Source organism: Thermostichus sp. OS-CIW-30 (assembly GCF_054060215.1).
Map to the genome: position 1 here is coordinate 47,531 of NZ_JBSSCZ010000006.1, position 14,571 is coordinate 62,101.

Consider the following 14,571-nt stretch of genomic DNA (forward strand, 5'->3'; position numbering starts at 1 on the left):
TCTGATCCAGATGCGGCATTAGAGATAGGCTGATAGGTCGCTGTGGCTTTCGCTCTTGGTACCACCCCAGCCGGGAACGGTCTTGGCCTGCACCAGAATGTAGCCCGCAATCAGCTTCAGATCCTCGTCGGTGAGGTTGCGCAGACGTGGATACTCACTGGTGAGCTGGGTGTTGGGGTGATACTCCAACAGAGACTCCACCCCGTCATAGGTGACCGGATTCTTGATGTAATCCACAATCGCCAGCACATTATCCCGTGGGGGAGTTGCCCCCTCCAGATCCGAAAGCTTCAAGCTCACATCCGGGTTGGGATAGGTCTGGCCGCCCACATGGCACTGGGCGCATGCGGTTTTGAATAGCTTCTTCCCTTTGGCCAACTGGGCTTCGGTAAAGGTAATAGACTCAGTTGGCGACAGAGCCACTGCAGGAATATCCTTAGCTGCAAACACTGGAGCCAGACCCCAGCCAAACCCAGCCATCAACGCAGCCAACAGCAGGACAAGCAACCGACGACGCGCTGGCGCAAACACCTTCTGAAAAGAAAAAGCTTTGCTAAACATGGTTCTCCGTAGATCAGCCTAGAAAGAGGAGAGGTGGGCTCCACTCCAGCCACAAACCCGACAACAGGATCAAGAATAGACCATTAAGAGATCATTTGCAGATGGGATCCGGGATAGTTTCCCAATGGTTCCATTTGCCTTTGGTGTTAAGTTTGATTACGGAGCTATGGCCTGTTGGGAGTCTGTTGGCCGAGAGCTGACTTGGCCACAGCCCAGTCGAGAGAACTGAGCAGGTAATGAGCAGGTAATGCAGGTAATATAGAGCTTGGCTTGCTTGCCTGGCAACCTCAGAGCAGAAGAATACGGCAGACTCCGTTCCAGGTTTTCCCCATGTCCTCTATCCGATTCCAGCCGTTGCGGGTGGCTTTCACCTGTGCGGATCCCAGTCAAGTGCAAATGCCCGTTGCCGATTTGCTGGCGGCCTTGCCGGCCTCACCGCTTCTGACCTACACAGACCCGGAAGCAGCGGACTTGCGGGTAGAGCTGTTGCCCGATGCCACTTATCACTTTTACCGGCGGGGGGAAGAGGTGGCTCTGGCGGCCTTCCGGATCCCGGTGAAGAAGCTACTGGCCCTGCCTCGCAAGCTGGTGCGGCTGTTGGAGCACGTGGCTGCTTTTGGTAATCTTTTGAACCTGCAACCTGCCAGCGATGCGCTGAGCAGCATCTTGGAAGTGGAATTTCTCCAACTGGAAACCCCGGCCAGCAGCTCTGCCCCTGCCGAAGTGAGCCCCCTGCCGCGGGATCCCCAAGGGAAAGTGCAAATCCAAGCAGGCCGCAACCTGGCCATTGCCTTGAGAAACAGAGCCCCCACTCCAGTGCATGTTTATGTCACCGTCTTTGACGAGCGGCGGTACAGCGTGGATTTGGTTTACCCCTATCAACCAGATCTGCCTGCCCGTTTACGCCCCAACGAGAGCCTGCTGATTGGCTCTGGCCCCCGCTACCTGCTGCAGATGCAGCTGCCAGAAGGAACAGACGTAGCGGTGGATCGCTTCAAAATCTGGGTCAGCAGCACCAGCATGCAGCCAGGCATTATGGTGATGCCCCCTCTGGGGCAACGGCTGGAACCTCCCTCAGAAGATCCCTACGGGGCCGGATCCCGCCTGGATCGGGAAGTTCGGCTGGCCATCTTGGGCAAGGCGGGCAGCACGCCCATGCCGGCTTTTGCGGAGGATCCCTGGTGGTGTATGGAACAAGCTGTCAAAATTGTGGCTTAAGCTAATGCTCTTGGGTGCCTTTCAGACTTCTCGAAGGTGACTTTTTAAGATCCTCTCAAATGTAGCCTCAACCTCATCAACACTGATGACCGACAAATGATAGAGAGAGGATAGACTGGTTTTTGCATCTTGACTAACGTCGGCCAAAACTATGATGGCTTGGTTTCTCTGAAGACCAAGGTCAGAAGCAATCTCGGAGTACTTTTGTACTTTGTCTTGGTACCCACCTGTCTTCGACTCTACCCAGTAAAATTGATCATTAACGTGGAAGAGAAGATCCATCTCAAAATCATCTCCGTTTGACAAAGTAACTTTGGCATTTGCTATGTGAGAAAAATCAATCTTTCCAGTTTGCCTTTTAGCAAGGCAAATCAACCTATTCCTAACGTATCTCTCTAGCCAGTTTCCTGAGAGAAAATTCAGTGCTTGTCGAGATCTGCTGGCTCTTGCTACTAGCAGACACCTAGGCGCTCTGAAGTATCTATACTCTTCCAAAAATGCAATCTTGTATAGCTCTGTGGCAACCTGGCAAGTTGTGACAATTACTTGTTGAGGTTCGTCTCTAAGGTTTATTGAGAAAGAGTTTCCGCTGTTCATACTTGACTTAATCATTCCATAGAATCTTTTGATCAAAGAGTACTGACTGCCCATAAAGGCGGCTATTTGATCTAGCTTTTCCTCTTTTTCTTCCGCAGCTATGCTTTTTATCTTTATGTTTTTTGAGTTTAAGAACGACTCTATCTTTGATATATCGACGATAGCTGTCCCATCCTTGTCTCTTAGTACTTCGTCTGGTGTCTCAGGATCTGGTGCTTTACCAATGACCTGAGTAACCTGCTCATTCTGGGAGTCCTGATTTGAGTCCTGATTTGCAGTTGGGCATATCTCGGATCCATGAGAACTTTGAATAGTAACCCGTAGTTGCCGATAAATATCTTTGGCCTCTTCCACTAGATTTTCCAGAATGGCTAGCTGATTGTTCAGTTGCTGGCCATGTTCGGCCAACTTTACAGATATAGCTTGTAGAAAGTCTCTGCCCCAGTCCTGTAGCAAGCTTTGCTGGCTGTCAGCAAGGCGAAATTTAAACTCTTCAAGGGTAGCTTGGACGGCCTGTAACTTTTCCTGTAACTTTTGAGAAATCTTGTCTACCAATCCTTCGCTCAACTTGATGAGTGCTTTGTCCGGGTCGTTGAGTTTTTGGCTGTGTTGGCTTAGCTGCGAAGATATATCTCTGATAATCTCTCGTTTCCAGATTTCCAGTTTAGGACTGGCCCCATACTGGCGAGCAACGTAAATGCCTACCGAGAAACCAACAGCTGCCCCAATCAATAAAACCAAAACTAAGTCCATCAGATACTCCTGTCCTCTGCTGCTGTTACTTTTCTTTCCAGTTAACTGGATTACCTGCTTGCCTCAACATGATAGGAGGAGATAGGTGAATTTTCAAGCAGATGGGGACCTGCCTCTGACCGAAGCTGGGCGCCGACAAGGGATCCCAGCCAGCCTTGCTGAAGAGCTTCTTGAGCAGGAGTCAGTTCAGGCAACACCTCCAACGTGTAGACATCGGGCCGAGGGGGATCCAACGGGATCCAGAAATGTTTCAACTGATCGGCTTGAAAAACGCTCAAACAAATGATCTGGTGGGGCTGATAGGCCGTCAAGCGTTCCGCCAAGTTGGCAGCGCTCACCCTGAACCCATCCAGGGCCACCAGCTCATCGCCGGCCCAGATGCCCGCTTTTTGCGCCGGGGATCCCATCTCTACTGCGCTGATGCGATTGCCCTCGCCGTTGAAATTGAGGCCCAGGTATGGGATGGGGTTGGGGCGGCTGAATTGGGCTTTAAGGGTGAGGCCAAAGGGGTGTAGGTAAGTGTTGTAGTCTAGCTCTTCCGTGCCTTCCACATAGGCGGAGAAAAACCGGCCAAGATCGGCACCGGCTGCCCGCTCAAACGCCTCCCGCAAGTCTTGGTCGCTGTAGCCCTTCTCTGACCGACCAAAGCGCTGCCACAGATCCTGCAAAGCCGTATCCAGGGATCCCCGACCGCCGGAAAGGTGGCGAATGTGCAGATCCAGCAGCCAACAGACCAAAGCCCCCTTTAAGTAATAAGAAACCTGGCTGTTGAGGGTGTTTTCGTGGGGGCGGTAGAGTTTGATCCAGGTATCGAAGCTGGACTCCCGCAGCGATTGCACGGCCCGGCCCGGAGTACGCTGCAAGCGGCCAATCTGTTCGGAAAGAATCTTCAAGAAATCGCCGGCACTGAGGATCCCTGCCCTCAACAAGATGACATTTTCGTAGTAGCTGGTCGCTCCCTCACAAAACCACAGGCATTCCAGATAGTTTTCTTGGTTGTAGTCGATCTTTTCCAATGCCAGCGGACGCAGACGCTTGACATTCCAGGCATGAAACAACTCGTGGGCCAGCAAAGACAAAAAGCGCCGATAGGACTCTGGCTGATGCAGCTCCAGCCCAGAGTAAAGAAGGGTGGTGCTGTACTTGTGCTCAAGGCCACCAAATCCTCCCGGCGACAAATGCACAATGAACCAGTAGCGGTCGTAGGGTAGCCCACCGAAAAACGCGGCTGTGGTTTTGACAATGGCCTTGGCATCGGCAACGGCCCGATCGACATCCAGAGTGCCTGACCCCCAAACCACAAGGTAATGCGGGATCCCTTCCACCTCAAACGATTGCACTCGATGTGGACCCACCTCCACCGGGCTATCCACCAGCTCGTCATAGTCCTCTGCCACAAAAGACTGGCCGGAAGCGGGATCCCCAGAAGAGGAGATCAAAGGCCGCAAACTGGTGGCGATGTGCCAATCCGGCTTGGGGGGGATCACCGTCAAAGTGTAGGGCTCCCGCTCGCGACCGGGCACGTAGAGGAAGAGCGCTGCCCCGTTGAAATAGGCGTGGGTCAAATCCAGATGGTTTGTGCGCACCGTCAGCTCATAGGCATAGACCCGGTAGCACACCTTCACGGCAGAACAGCCCGGCGGATCGATCTGCCAGGTGTTCTTGTCCACCTTCCGCCAGGCCAAAGGGATCCCTTGCTCGGTTGCCGCCTGAAACTCCTGCACGTGACGGGCATATTCCCGCACCAGGTAGGATCCCGGCGTCCACACCGGCAGTCGCAGCCGCAAAGGCATCTTTGGCTCCACCTCTCGGAGCAGCAGCTCCACCTCCAGGAGGTGATTGGCCGGATCCGGCATCCGCACTGTGAAATGCTGGCGGCTCAGTTGAGAAGGTGCAGCAACGATAACCTCTGGGATCCCCATAGATAGATAGAATGTTCCAACCCACTCCACTCTCTACCGCCAAGGGCCGACGCAACCCCCAGCGACAATGGCTCTTATCCTAACCCCTGCTTTCGGTTGGGGATCCCTTTCTGGGGCAAAAACGAGACTCAAAAATGTAGCACGTGCTACAAAGATGCCTGGGCAGAACCTTCTACTTTAGGGTAAATCTTGGTATCATCATCGATTCTGAAGTCAAGGGGTTGCAACCTAGCCTAATGCTTCTAGATTGATCTTAATAGGTTGATCTTAGGTATAAACTGACCTTAAAAGGTTGATGAGTATGGCGGTGGCCGTAGCGGAAAAATCTCTGATCACAGCCTTCAAGCAATTGGGAGGCCCTCACCATCCTCCGGTTATCGAAACGTTTGAGCGCGGGAAGACCATTTTTTTTCCAGGGGATCCGGCGGAGCGGGTTTACTTTTTGGTGAAGGGAGCCGTTAAGCTCTCGCGGGTCTACGAAATGGGAGAGGAAATCACCGTTGCCCTCCTGCGGGAAAACAGCATCTTCGGCGTGCTCTCCTTTATCACAGGACAGCGCTCCGACCGCTTTTATCACTCGGTGGCTTTTACGCCTACTGAGTTGCTCTCTCTGCCGATCGAGCAGGTGGAAAAATCCTTGCAGGAGAACGCCGAACTGGCCATGTTGCTGGTTAAAAGCCTGTCGTCTCGTATCTTGCAAACGGAGATGATGATCGAGACGCTGGCTCATCGCGACATGGGATCCCGTCTGGTCAGCTTTTTGTTGATCCTCTGTCGCGATTTCGGAGTGCCTGGCCCGGATGGGGTCACCATCGATCTCAAGCTGTCTCACCAGGCCATTGCCGAAGCCATTGGCTCAACCCGCGTCACCATCACCCGCCTGTTGGGAGAGCTGCGCAAGAAGAAGTACATCTCCATTCACAAGAAGAAGATCACCGTACACGACCCGATGCGGCTGAGCCATCGCTTTGCCTAGAAGGAAGAGGAGAACACCTCCTGAGCAGCACCCTGCCTAGGCAAACCCCGCTCGATGGTTGGTTGAAGCTCTGGCCGGCCTATGTTCAATCTACTGCTGCAGCCTTGAAGAATCTCTATACCTAAAGGACAGACTTAAAGTTTTCTGGAAGCTGACCGGATCGCGGGCAAGAATCTACTAGTCTATGGGGGGATCTGGCTTTGGCCAGAGCTATCTAGCCAATTGCTGAGGTGTAACTGTGGAAACGGCCATCGAGTGGATTACCGCCCATGAGATCCTCGACTCGCGAGGACGCCCCACCTTAGAGGCCCTGGTGGGTTTAGCCAATGGGGCGACGGGCTTGGCGCAGGTTCCCAGCGGCGCTTCGACCGGTACCTTTGAGGCCCATGAGCTGCGGGACGGGGATCCCAAACGCTACGGCGGTAAGGGCGTGCTGAGGGCGGTGGAAAACATCCTTGGCCCCATCCAGTCGGAGCTGCAGGGAGAAGATGCCCTCAACCAAGCCCGTATTGACCAGTTGCTGATCGACCTGGACGGCACCCCCAACAAGTCCCGCCTGGGGGCCAACGCTATTTTGGCAGTTTCTCTGGCGACAGCCAAAGCGGCTGCGGAAGCAGTGGGCTTGCCTCTTTACAAATACCTGGGGGGGCCCTTTGCCAACCTGCTGCCGGTGCCGCTGATGAACGTGCTCAACGGCGGCGCCCACGCCGACAACAACGTCGATATTCAAGAATTTATGCTTGTGCCCATTGGAGCGGCCAGCTTTCGCGAGGCGCTGCGCTACGGGGCTGAGGTGTTTGCGGTACTAAAACAAGTGCTGCAGCAGAAGGGGCTGTCCACCGGTGTGGGGGATGAAGGGGGGTTTGCTCCTGATCTCGACTCCAATGCGGCGGCTTTGGATCTGCTGATGACGGCTATTGAACAGGCAGGCTACAAACCGGGAGCAGATATCGCCTTGGCCTTGGATGTGGCCGCCAACGAGCTGCTGCAGGATGGGCAATATCACTTTGAGGGCAAAGCCCACAGCACGGCTGATATGGTGGCTTACTACCAGCAACTGCTGGCCAACTATCCCATCCTTTCCATTGAAGATGGGCTAGCGGAAGAAGACTGGGCCGGTTGGCAAGCCATGACCGCTCAACTGGGATCCCGGGTACAGCTGGTGGGAGATGACCTGTTTGTAACCAACCTGACCCGCCTGCAAAAGGGTATCGACAGCGCCGCCGCCAACGCCATTTTGATCAAGCCCAACCAAATCGGCACCCTGACGGAGACCGTCTCGGCCATCCAATTGGCAGTTCAAGCCGGCTTTCGCACCATCATCAGCCACCGCTCTGGCGAGACGGAAGACACCACCATTGCCGACTTGGCGGTGGCCACCCGTGCCGGGCAGATCAAAACCGGATCCCTCTGCCGCAGCGAGCGCATTGCCAAGTACAACCAACTGCTGCGCATCGAAGACGAGCTGGGGGAAGCGGCAGTTTATGCCGGTCGGGTGGGCCTGGGTCCTAGAGCTCGCTAACTTCCCGTTCCGTCCCAGGGGATCCCTAGCACCTGCACCAAAAAGGCCCAGCGGTCGGCAGCTTCCTCAATCAGCTTGCTGGTGGGCTTGCCGGCCCCGTGCCCTGCCTTGGTGTCGATGCGGATGAGGATGGGCTGGGATCCCCCCTGGGCTACCTGCAGGGCAGCGGCAAACTTGAAGCTGTGGGCGGGCACCACCCGGTCGTCGTGATCTGCGGTGGTGATCAGGGTGGCGGGATAGGCAGTGCCGGGCTTGAGGTTGTGCAGAGGGGAATAGGCGTAGAGGGCCTTGAATTCCTCCGGGTTCTCCGGGGATCCGTACTCGGAGATCCAGGCCCAGCCGATGGTGAACTTATGAAAGCGCAGCATGTCGAACACCCCCACTGCCGGCAGGGCCGCTGCAAACAGCTCCGGCCTCTGAACCAGGCAGGCCCCCACCAGCAGGCCGCCGTTGCTGCCGCCGGAGATGGCCAACTTGGCGGGGTTGGTGTAGCCATGGGCTATCAGCCACTCGGCAGCGGCAATAAAGTCGTCGAACACCTTTTGCTTGTTGAGCTTGGTGCCCGCCTGGTGCCACTCTTCTCCGTACTCGCCGCCGCCGCGCAAATTGGGCTGGGCGTAAACCCCTCCCATTTCCAGCCAGGCCACCAGACCCACTGAAAAGCTGGGGGTAAGTGAGATGCCAAAGCCACCGTAGCCATACAGCAGGGTGGGGTGATCCCCTGTCCGAGTCAGGCCGCGGCGGTGGACGAGAAACATGGGGATGCGGGTGCCATCTTTGCTGGTGTAGAACACCTGCTGCACCTCGTAGGCCTGGGGATCGAAATCCACCTGGGGCTGACGGAACAGGGTGCTGGTGCCGCTGGTGAAATCGTAGCGGTAGATGGTGGGCGGGGTGGTGAAGCTGGTGAAGGTGTAGAAGGTCTCGGTGTCGTAGCGCTTGCCGCCAAAGCCGCTGGCGGATCCCAGCCCGGGCAGCGGGATTTCTCCTAGGTAGGTGCCGTCTAAAGCAAAGGTCTTGATCTGGGTGTGGGCGTCTTTGAGGTAGAAGGCCACAAACTGATTGTTGATCAAGCTAACCCCCTGCAGGGTCTCCTCCGCCTCGGGGATCACCTCCTGCACCCGGTCAGGCTGCTCCAAGTCGATGGCCACCAGTCGCCGCCGAGGAGCTTGGCAGTCCGTCAACAGCCAAAAGCGGGATCCGTCGTTGCCCACGAAGCTGTATTCGGCCTCAAACTCGCGGATGAGCTCTACTACAGGAGACTGGGGATCCCGCAAGTCTTTGTAGAAGATGAGGTTTTTGGGATCCGTGCCCCGCCAGACGGAGATGATGAGGTAATTCCCATCTTCAGTAACCCCGCCGGCAAAGCCCCACTCTTTTTGGTCGGGGCGGTGATAGACCAAAACATCTTCTGACTGGGAGGTGCCCAGGCGGTGGTAGTAGAGCTTCTGGAAGTAGTTGACGCTTTCGTATTCGCTGCCGGGGGCCGGTTCGTCGTAGCGGCTGTAGAAAAATCCTTGCCCATCCAGCGTCCAGCTCGCCCCGGAAAACTTGACCCAGCGGAGGTGATCCGGCAAATCCTCGCCGGTTTCGATGTCCCGCACCTTCCATTCTTGCCAGTCGGAGCCGGAGCGGGAGAGACCATAGGCCAGATACCGCCCATCACGGCTGATGGCAATGCCCGCTAGAGCCACCGTACCGTCTTCGGAGAAGGTGTTGGGATCCAGCAAGACCCTGGCCTCAGCCTCCAGGCTTTCTTGGGTATAGAGAACACTTTGGTTTTGCAGGCCGTCGTTCTTGAAATAGAAGTAGCGGCCCCCTTCTTTGAAGGGCTGGCTGTATTTTTCATAGTTCCAGAGCTGGGTCAGGCGTTCTCGGATCCGCTGCCGGGCTGGGATCTGCTGCAAGTAGTTAAAGGTAAGGTGGTTTTGCGCCTCAATCCAGGCCCGCGTCTGCTCCGAATCTAGATCCTCTAGCCAGCGGTAGGGATCCGGTACCGCCTGCCCGTGGTAGATGTCGACAACGGTGGGATCCGGATAGCTGGGCGGGTAGTTGAGCATGAGACCTAAGCGCTAGAGACCCATTCCACTATGGCAGAGGAGAAGCCAAAAACCCACTCTCCGGCCTTTGCCAGGCATGCTCGCTATAGTGGAAGCCGAGTTGCGGGATAGATTCTGTGTTGCAGGCTTCTCCTTTCTTCCAGGCCGGGCGGATGGGCGCCTATCCCCTGGGCTCAGGCTGCTATCACTTCTCGGTGTGGGCGCCCTTGGTTGAGCAGGTGGAGCTGAAGCTGCTCAGCCCTGTCCAACGTTGCTTTACTCTAGTGCGGGATGAGCAGGGCTATTGGCAGGGGGAGGTGGACGGGATCCCACCTGGGCCAGTGGACTACCTCTACCGCCTGCACACCTCAGCAGGGGTAGTGGAGCGGCCGGATCCCGCTTCCCGCTGCCAGCCCTACGGCGTCCACGGCCCTTCGCGGGTGGTGGATCCCCACTTCGACTGGCAGGATCAGGGGTGGAAGGGGATCCCCCTGTCTCAGTGGATCCTCTACGAGCTGCATGTAGGCACCTTTACCCTCGAGGGCACCTTTGCTGCTCTGATCCCTCGCCTGCCGGAGTTGGTGGAGTTGGGGGTAAACGTGCTGGAGCTGATGCCGGTGGCCCAGTTTCCAGGAGAGCGCAACTGGGGCTACGACGGCGTCTACCCCTACGCGGTGCAGACCAGCTATGGAGGAGCGGCAGGCTTCAAAGCCCTAGTCAATGCCTGCCACCAACTGGGTTTGGCCGTCATCTTGGATGTGGTCTACAACCACCTGGGGCCGGAGGGGAACTACCTGCGGGATTTTGGCCCCTACTTCACCGACAAGTACCACACCCCTTGGGGGGATGCCCTCAACTTCGACGACTGCTATTCTGACGGCGTGCGAGAGTTTTTCCTACAAAACGCCGAGTACTGGTTGGAGGAGTTTCATCTCGATGGGCTGCGGCTGGACGCGGTGCATGCCATCTACGACTTCAGCGCCTACCCCTTCTTGCAGGAATTGGCAGAGCAGGTGGATGCCCTAGAAGCTCGCACTGGCCGGCCCAGGGTTCTCATTGCCGAAAGCGACCTCAACGATGTCCGCCTCATCACCCCCCGAGAGCAAGGGGGCTACGGGCTAGATGCCCAGTGGTGCGATGACTTCCACCACTCACTTCACACCCTGCTTACCGGGGAAAAGACAGGCTACTACCAGGATTTTGGCGAATTGGAGCACCTGGCCAAGGCTTACCGGGAGAGCTACGTTTATTCTGGCCAGTACTCCTGCTACCGCGCCAGGCGTCACGGCAACTCCGCTGTTGGGCGACCGGGATCCCAATTTGTTGTCTGCATTCAAAACCACGACCAGGTGGGCAACCGCAGGCTGGGAGAGCGCCTTAGCCAGCTTACCTCTTTCGAGGGCCTCAAATTGGCTGCCGCTGCCCTGCTGCTAGCTCCCATGCTGCCGCTGCTATTTATGGGGGAAGAATACGGGGAGGTGGCCCCCTTTCTGTATTTTGTCAGCCACGGGGATCCCGATTTGGTGGAAGCGGTACGACAGGGACGCCGCCGCGAGTTCAGCGCCTTTGCCTGGCAGGGAGAGCCGCCGGATCCCCAAGCTGAAGAGACTTTCTTGCGCTCCAAGCTCAATTGGGAGTTGAAAAAGGCCGGTCACCACCAGGTTCTCTGGAAGTGGTACCAGGCCCTGATCCGGCTGCGCAAAACCCAACCGGCCCTCCAGCACTTGGAGCGGGATGGAGTGGAAGTGGAGCTCTTTTCCAACTCTGGCCTAGCTCTGCACCGCCGCCAGGGATCCCAGGCTTTGCTTGCCCTTTTCAATTTCAGCCCCGATCAGCCAGTCACCTATACCCAATGGCCCAGCGGCACCTGGGAAAAACTTTTGGACAGCCATGAGACCCAGTGGTTGGGCAAGGGATCCTCTCTGCCCGCCGGAAGCCAAGGAGATCTTGTGGAGGTACCGCCCTATGGGGTGGCGGTGTACGGTCAGAACCCCTAAAAGAGGTAATCCCGGCCGCAGCCGTAGCGCCAAGCCTCGCGGCGCCGTCTCCAGAAGTAGTCCTGGGGGTTGGTTTCCGGCTCCGGGCGATCTGTTAGCCTTTGCAGCAGCTCGTAGAGGCCAAGGGCGCCAAAGTGGCCCGCCCATTCCACCAACTCCGGCAACCCCAACCGGGGCAAAAGTCCGGCCACCAACCGAGGATCCCGACTCATCGCCCCCCACAGGGCCTGGGCCAAGCCGCCGAACTGCACTACATCCTGCAAAAAGGGCTTCACCACCTGGGGGCCGGCGGCAAACATGGCCGCAAACACCCTGCTCAACAGGCGGTTAATGCTATTGGGATCCCAACTTTTGTTCTGCAGAGGGGGAATCATGGCCTTCTGAAATAGCCAGGTCACGGCCAAGTTGGGCTGGTAGGGTTGCAGCAGGGCCAGGGCTGCCTGGTTCAACTGCCGTTGCGCCAGGGCCTCGTGGATCCCCTGCTGTAGGCGATCCAGGTGGCGCAACATGGCGCCAAAGCCGCCAAAGCTTAGAGGCGACTGGCTGCCACTGCTATCCCCCACCGCCAATAGGCGATCCCAGGGCAGTTGCAGCGGGCTGCGGCGGTAGGCGGGGAAAACGCCACATAGCTTGCGCACCCAGCGGATCTGGGCCAGCTCCACCCCCTGGTAGGCTGGCAGCAGCCGGCAGTAATCCCGCCAGAGCTGCTCTAGACTAGGCCGCCGGGGATCCCGGTCGCAGTAGGTAAAAAGATAGGTGGTGCGCCCATCGCGGGCAGGGAAAGCTTCCCAAAAGGGCTGGTAGCCATTCTGGGCTGGGGTAAAGCTGTAGAAGAGATCTCCCGTGGGTTGGTCGGGCAGCCCCTGGGCACAGGATCCCACCACCAGACAGACGCTATCTGGCGGCTGCCCTTGGCGAGCCTGGGCCGCGATGGGCGAGCGGTGCCCCATGGCATCCACCAGCAGTTGAGCACGGATCTGTCCCTTGGTGGTCTGGAGGCAGATCCCATCGGGGTGAACGGTGGCACTTTGAAAGGCAGTCTGCTCCCACACTTGGCCCCCCCAGGCCAGGAAATGCTGCTTGAGGAACTCCAGGAGGCTGACTGGATCCACGCCCACATTCAGCACTCCCTCCACCCACCAGTGGGGGCCCTCCCCAAAGCCAATCCGCCCCCTCGGGTAGTGGGTAACCTGGACTGCCTCCCACTCGGGCGGGGTAAGCAGCTCCAGCTCTAACAACACCTGCAGCTCCTGGTGTGAGGTGTTCCACTCCTGCTCCCGCCCCCGCAGGATCCCGCGCTCCAGCAGGATCACCCGCCAGCCCCGCTTGGCCAAAGCCGCCCCCAGAAGGATCCCCAAGGTGCCGCCGGCAATCACCACATCGGCATCCCAGGATTGGCTGCCCAAACGAGCGGAAGAAGGGTGAACCACTGCCGGGGGCAGTTCCGCCTGCGGCTGCCGCAGGGATCCCCACCAGCGATCCAAGGTGGGCAGGGCTTCTGGCGGGGGGACGAATTCAGCCATCGGCAGGAGGAACTTCACTCTAGACCAAGCCCCGACTTTTGAGGCGACGATGAATCAAAACCAGCGTATCCACCTCGCCGACATTGCCCGGAAACAACACCACCGGCAGGTTGGGAAAGCGGGGATGATCAGACGGGGTGATCACCATCGAGATCCCAGGGTAGACTTGCCCCAGCAGACGCACCGCCGGCAAGTTGAGGCCAACGCTGAGGGTGTCGTTGGAGGTGATGCCGCCCTTGCTGATGAGATAGCCGATCCCTTCTGGCAGCCCCTGCACCACACCCATCAACAACCGGGAAACCTTCTGCCCAAAAGCTAGGCGCATTTCTACGGCGTCCTTTTCGAACGTCAGTTCCTCTCGGCTGGTGTAGACCACCGGCGTCAGACCCTGCTCATAGGCGCTGTGAACTTGGGCCAGGATCCCAGGCAGCAGCTCCGCGTCGGGATCCAATAGTCGCCTCACCTCCACCTCAATGCCCTGGATCCCTGGCTCCTGCAGAAGGCGGGCCAACTGCTGGCTGGACTTTTGCACGTGGGATCCCACGATCACCACCCCCGGTTGAGAGGAGCGAACAAACTGCCCCATCTGTTCCGGGGGAACGGGTTGTGGCGGCAACTGGGCCAGAGCCGTCAGGAGGCTGGCGGCACTGCGAAACAAAAAGCGTTTGCCTTGAGAGGCTGCCGCCAAAACATCTTGGGCAAAGCGATCCAGATCCGCCTGGGTTTCTCCATCCACCACACAGCAGACATTCCCCTCCAGACTCAAAAGCCGCTCCAGACAGCCGGCGCGAATCTGCTCTAGGGTCAATCGCTCCACCTGCTCAGCCCGGATCCGCCCCTGGGTTTTCTCCTGCACATAGTCCGGCAAATAGCTGTGGTGGTAGCCAAACACCGCATCCCGAGCAAACTCCGTCTCATGCACCGGCACCCAGCGCTCCCCCACCCGTAGGTAGTGGACACTGTTGCGGGTGATGCGCCCTCCCTCAAAAAAGGCCGGCACCAGAAAATGGGCATCAAAAGGCCCCAGCTCTGCTGCCATCACATCCGTTTCCAGGGGGTAATGCCCCCGCAGCGTCGAGTCGGAGCGGCTAACAAAAAGGGCCCGCTCCCACCCCAGCTCCCCCATGGCCTGCTTGAGGGCCCGGCAGACCGACCGCGTCACCTCCGCTGCCTTCGCCGGGGGCAAAGCCCGAGTATTGGTGAGGATGAAGCGAATCGGCGAACGATCCTGCAACCCCAGCTTCAAGGTCTCCGGATCCCAGCGGGTGAGGAGCAAGCAACTGTGAACGGTTTGGGATCCGGTGGGATCATCGTCCAACACAACGATAGGGGGGAGAGCCATGAGACCGTCTCAATCGACAAAGCAACCCGAGAACTCCAGACAGACGAATCCCCCTCAAAGGGCAACCGCTATTTTCATCTTCCCCCAAGTTGGCCATCTTCCCTGCCCCTATTCCAGGCGA

General features: G+C 57.6%; 10 protein-coding genes. 4 read left to right on the plus strand and 6 right to left on the minus strand.

The window, feature by feature from the left end; all coding sequences use genetic code 11:
- Positions 1-18 precede the first annotated feature (18 nt).
- Positions 19-561 carry a photosystem II cytochrome c-550 gene (psbV, locus tag ACVWZF_RS03685; protein WP_457396398.1) on the minus strand — a complete coding sequence of 181 codons (543 nt, stop codon included), beginning with the start codon at positions 559-561 and terminating at the stop codon, positions 19-21.
- 330 nt (positions 562-891) lie between these two features.
- On the opposite strand from psbV, the gene ACVWZF_RS03690 reads away from it, so the two are divergent.
- Positions 892-1,779 (plus strand): hypothetical protein, encoded by an 888-nt coding sequence (locus tag ACVWZF_RS03690; protein WP_414343577.1) that lies wholly within the window; start codon positions 892-894, stop codon positions 1,777-1,779.
- Between the two features lie 21 nt (positions 1,780-1,800).
- On the opposite strand, the gene ACVWZF_RS03695 is transcribed toward ACVWZF_RS03690, so the two are convergent.
- Entirely contained in the window at positions 1,801-3,129 is a 1,329-nt protein-coding gene (locus ACVWZF_RS03695; protein WP_414418767.1) for a hypothetical protein, read from the minus strand.
- Between the two features lie 50 nt (positions 3,130-3,179).
- On the minus strand, positions 3,180-5,051 hold the full coding sequence (locus ACVWZF_RS03700) for a M61 family metallopeptidase (protein ID WP_457410863.1): 1,872 nt from the start codon (positions 5,049-5,051) through the stop codon (positions 3,180-3,182).
- 301 nt (positions 5,052-5,352) lie between these two features.
- Between ACVWZF_RS03700 and ntcA the strand changes: the two genes are divergently transcribed.
- The gene (gene ntcA, locus ACVWZF_RS03705) at positions 5,353-6,027 is read left to right on the plus strand and encodes a global nitrogen regulator NtcA (protein ID WP_011434093.1); all 675 of its coding nucleotides are present in this window, start codon (positions 5,353-5,355) and stop codon (positions 6,025-6,027) included.
- A 238-nt stretch (positions 6,028-6,265) separates the two neighbouring features.
- The gene (eno, locus tag ACVWZF_RS03710) at positions 6,266-7,549 is read left to right on the plus strand and encodes a phosphopyruvate hydratase (RefSeq protein WP_457410865.1); all 1,284 of its coding nucleotides are present in this window, start codon (positions 6,266-6,268) and stop codon (positions 7,547-7,549) included.
- Here the strand turns inward: eno and ACVWZF_RS03715 are convergent.
- Positions 7,546-9,609 carry a prolyl oligopeptidase family serine peptidase gene (locus ACVWZF_RS03715; protein ID WP_011434091.1) on the minus strand — a complete coding sequence of 688 codons (2,064 nt, stop codon included), beginning with the start codon at positions 9,607-9,609 and terminating at the stop codon, positions 7,546-7,548. The genes eno and ACVWZF_RS03715 overlap by 4 nt on opposite strands.
- A gap of 152 nt (positions 9,610-9,761) precedes the next feature.
- Here ACVWZF_RS03715 and treZ point away from each other — a divergent pair, with 152 nt between their 5' ends.
- Entirely contained in the window at positions 9,762-11,585 is a 1,824-nt protein-coding gene (gene treZ, locus ACVWZF_RS03720) for a malto-oligosyltrehalose trehalohydrolase (RefSeq protein WP_457410899.1), read from the plus strand.
- Here the strand turns inward: treZ and ACVWZF_RS03725 are convergent.
- Positions 11,582-13,108 carry an NAD(P)/FAD-dependent oxidoreductase gene (locus tag ACVWZF_RS03725; RefSeq protein WP_011434089.1) on the minus strand — a complete coding sequence of 509 codons (1,527 nt, stop codon included), beginning with the start codon at positions 13,106-13,108 and terminating at the stop codon, positions 11,582-11,584. The two genes, treZ and ACVWZF_RS03725, sit on opposite strands and share 4 nt — an antisense overlap.
- A 19-nt stretch (positions 13,109-13,127) precedes the next feature.
- A complete protein-coding gene (locus tag ACVWZF_RS03730; protein ID WP_457410866.1) occupies positions 13,128-14,450 on the minus strand; it encodes a four-carbon acid sugar kinase family protein in 1,323 nt (440 codons plus the stop codon).
- Positions 14,451-14,571 lie beyond the last annotated feature (121 nt).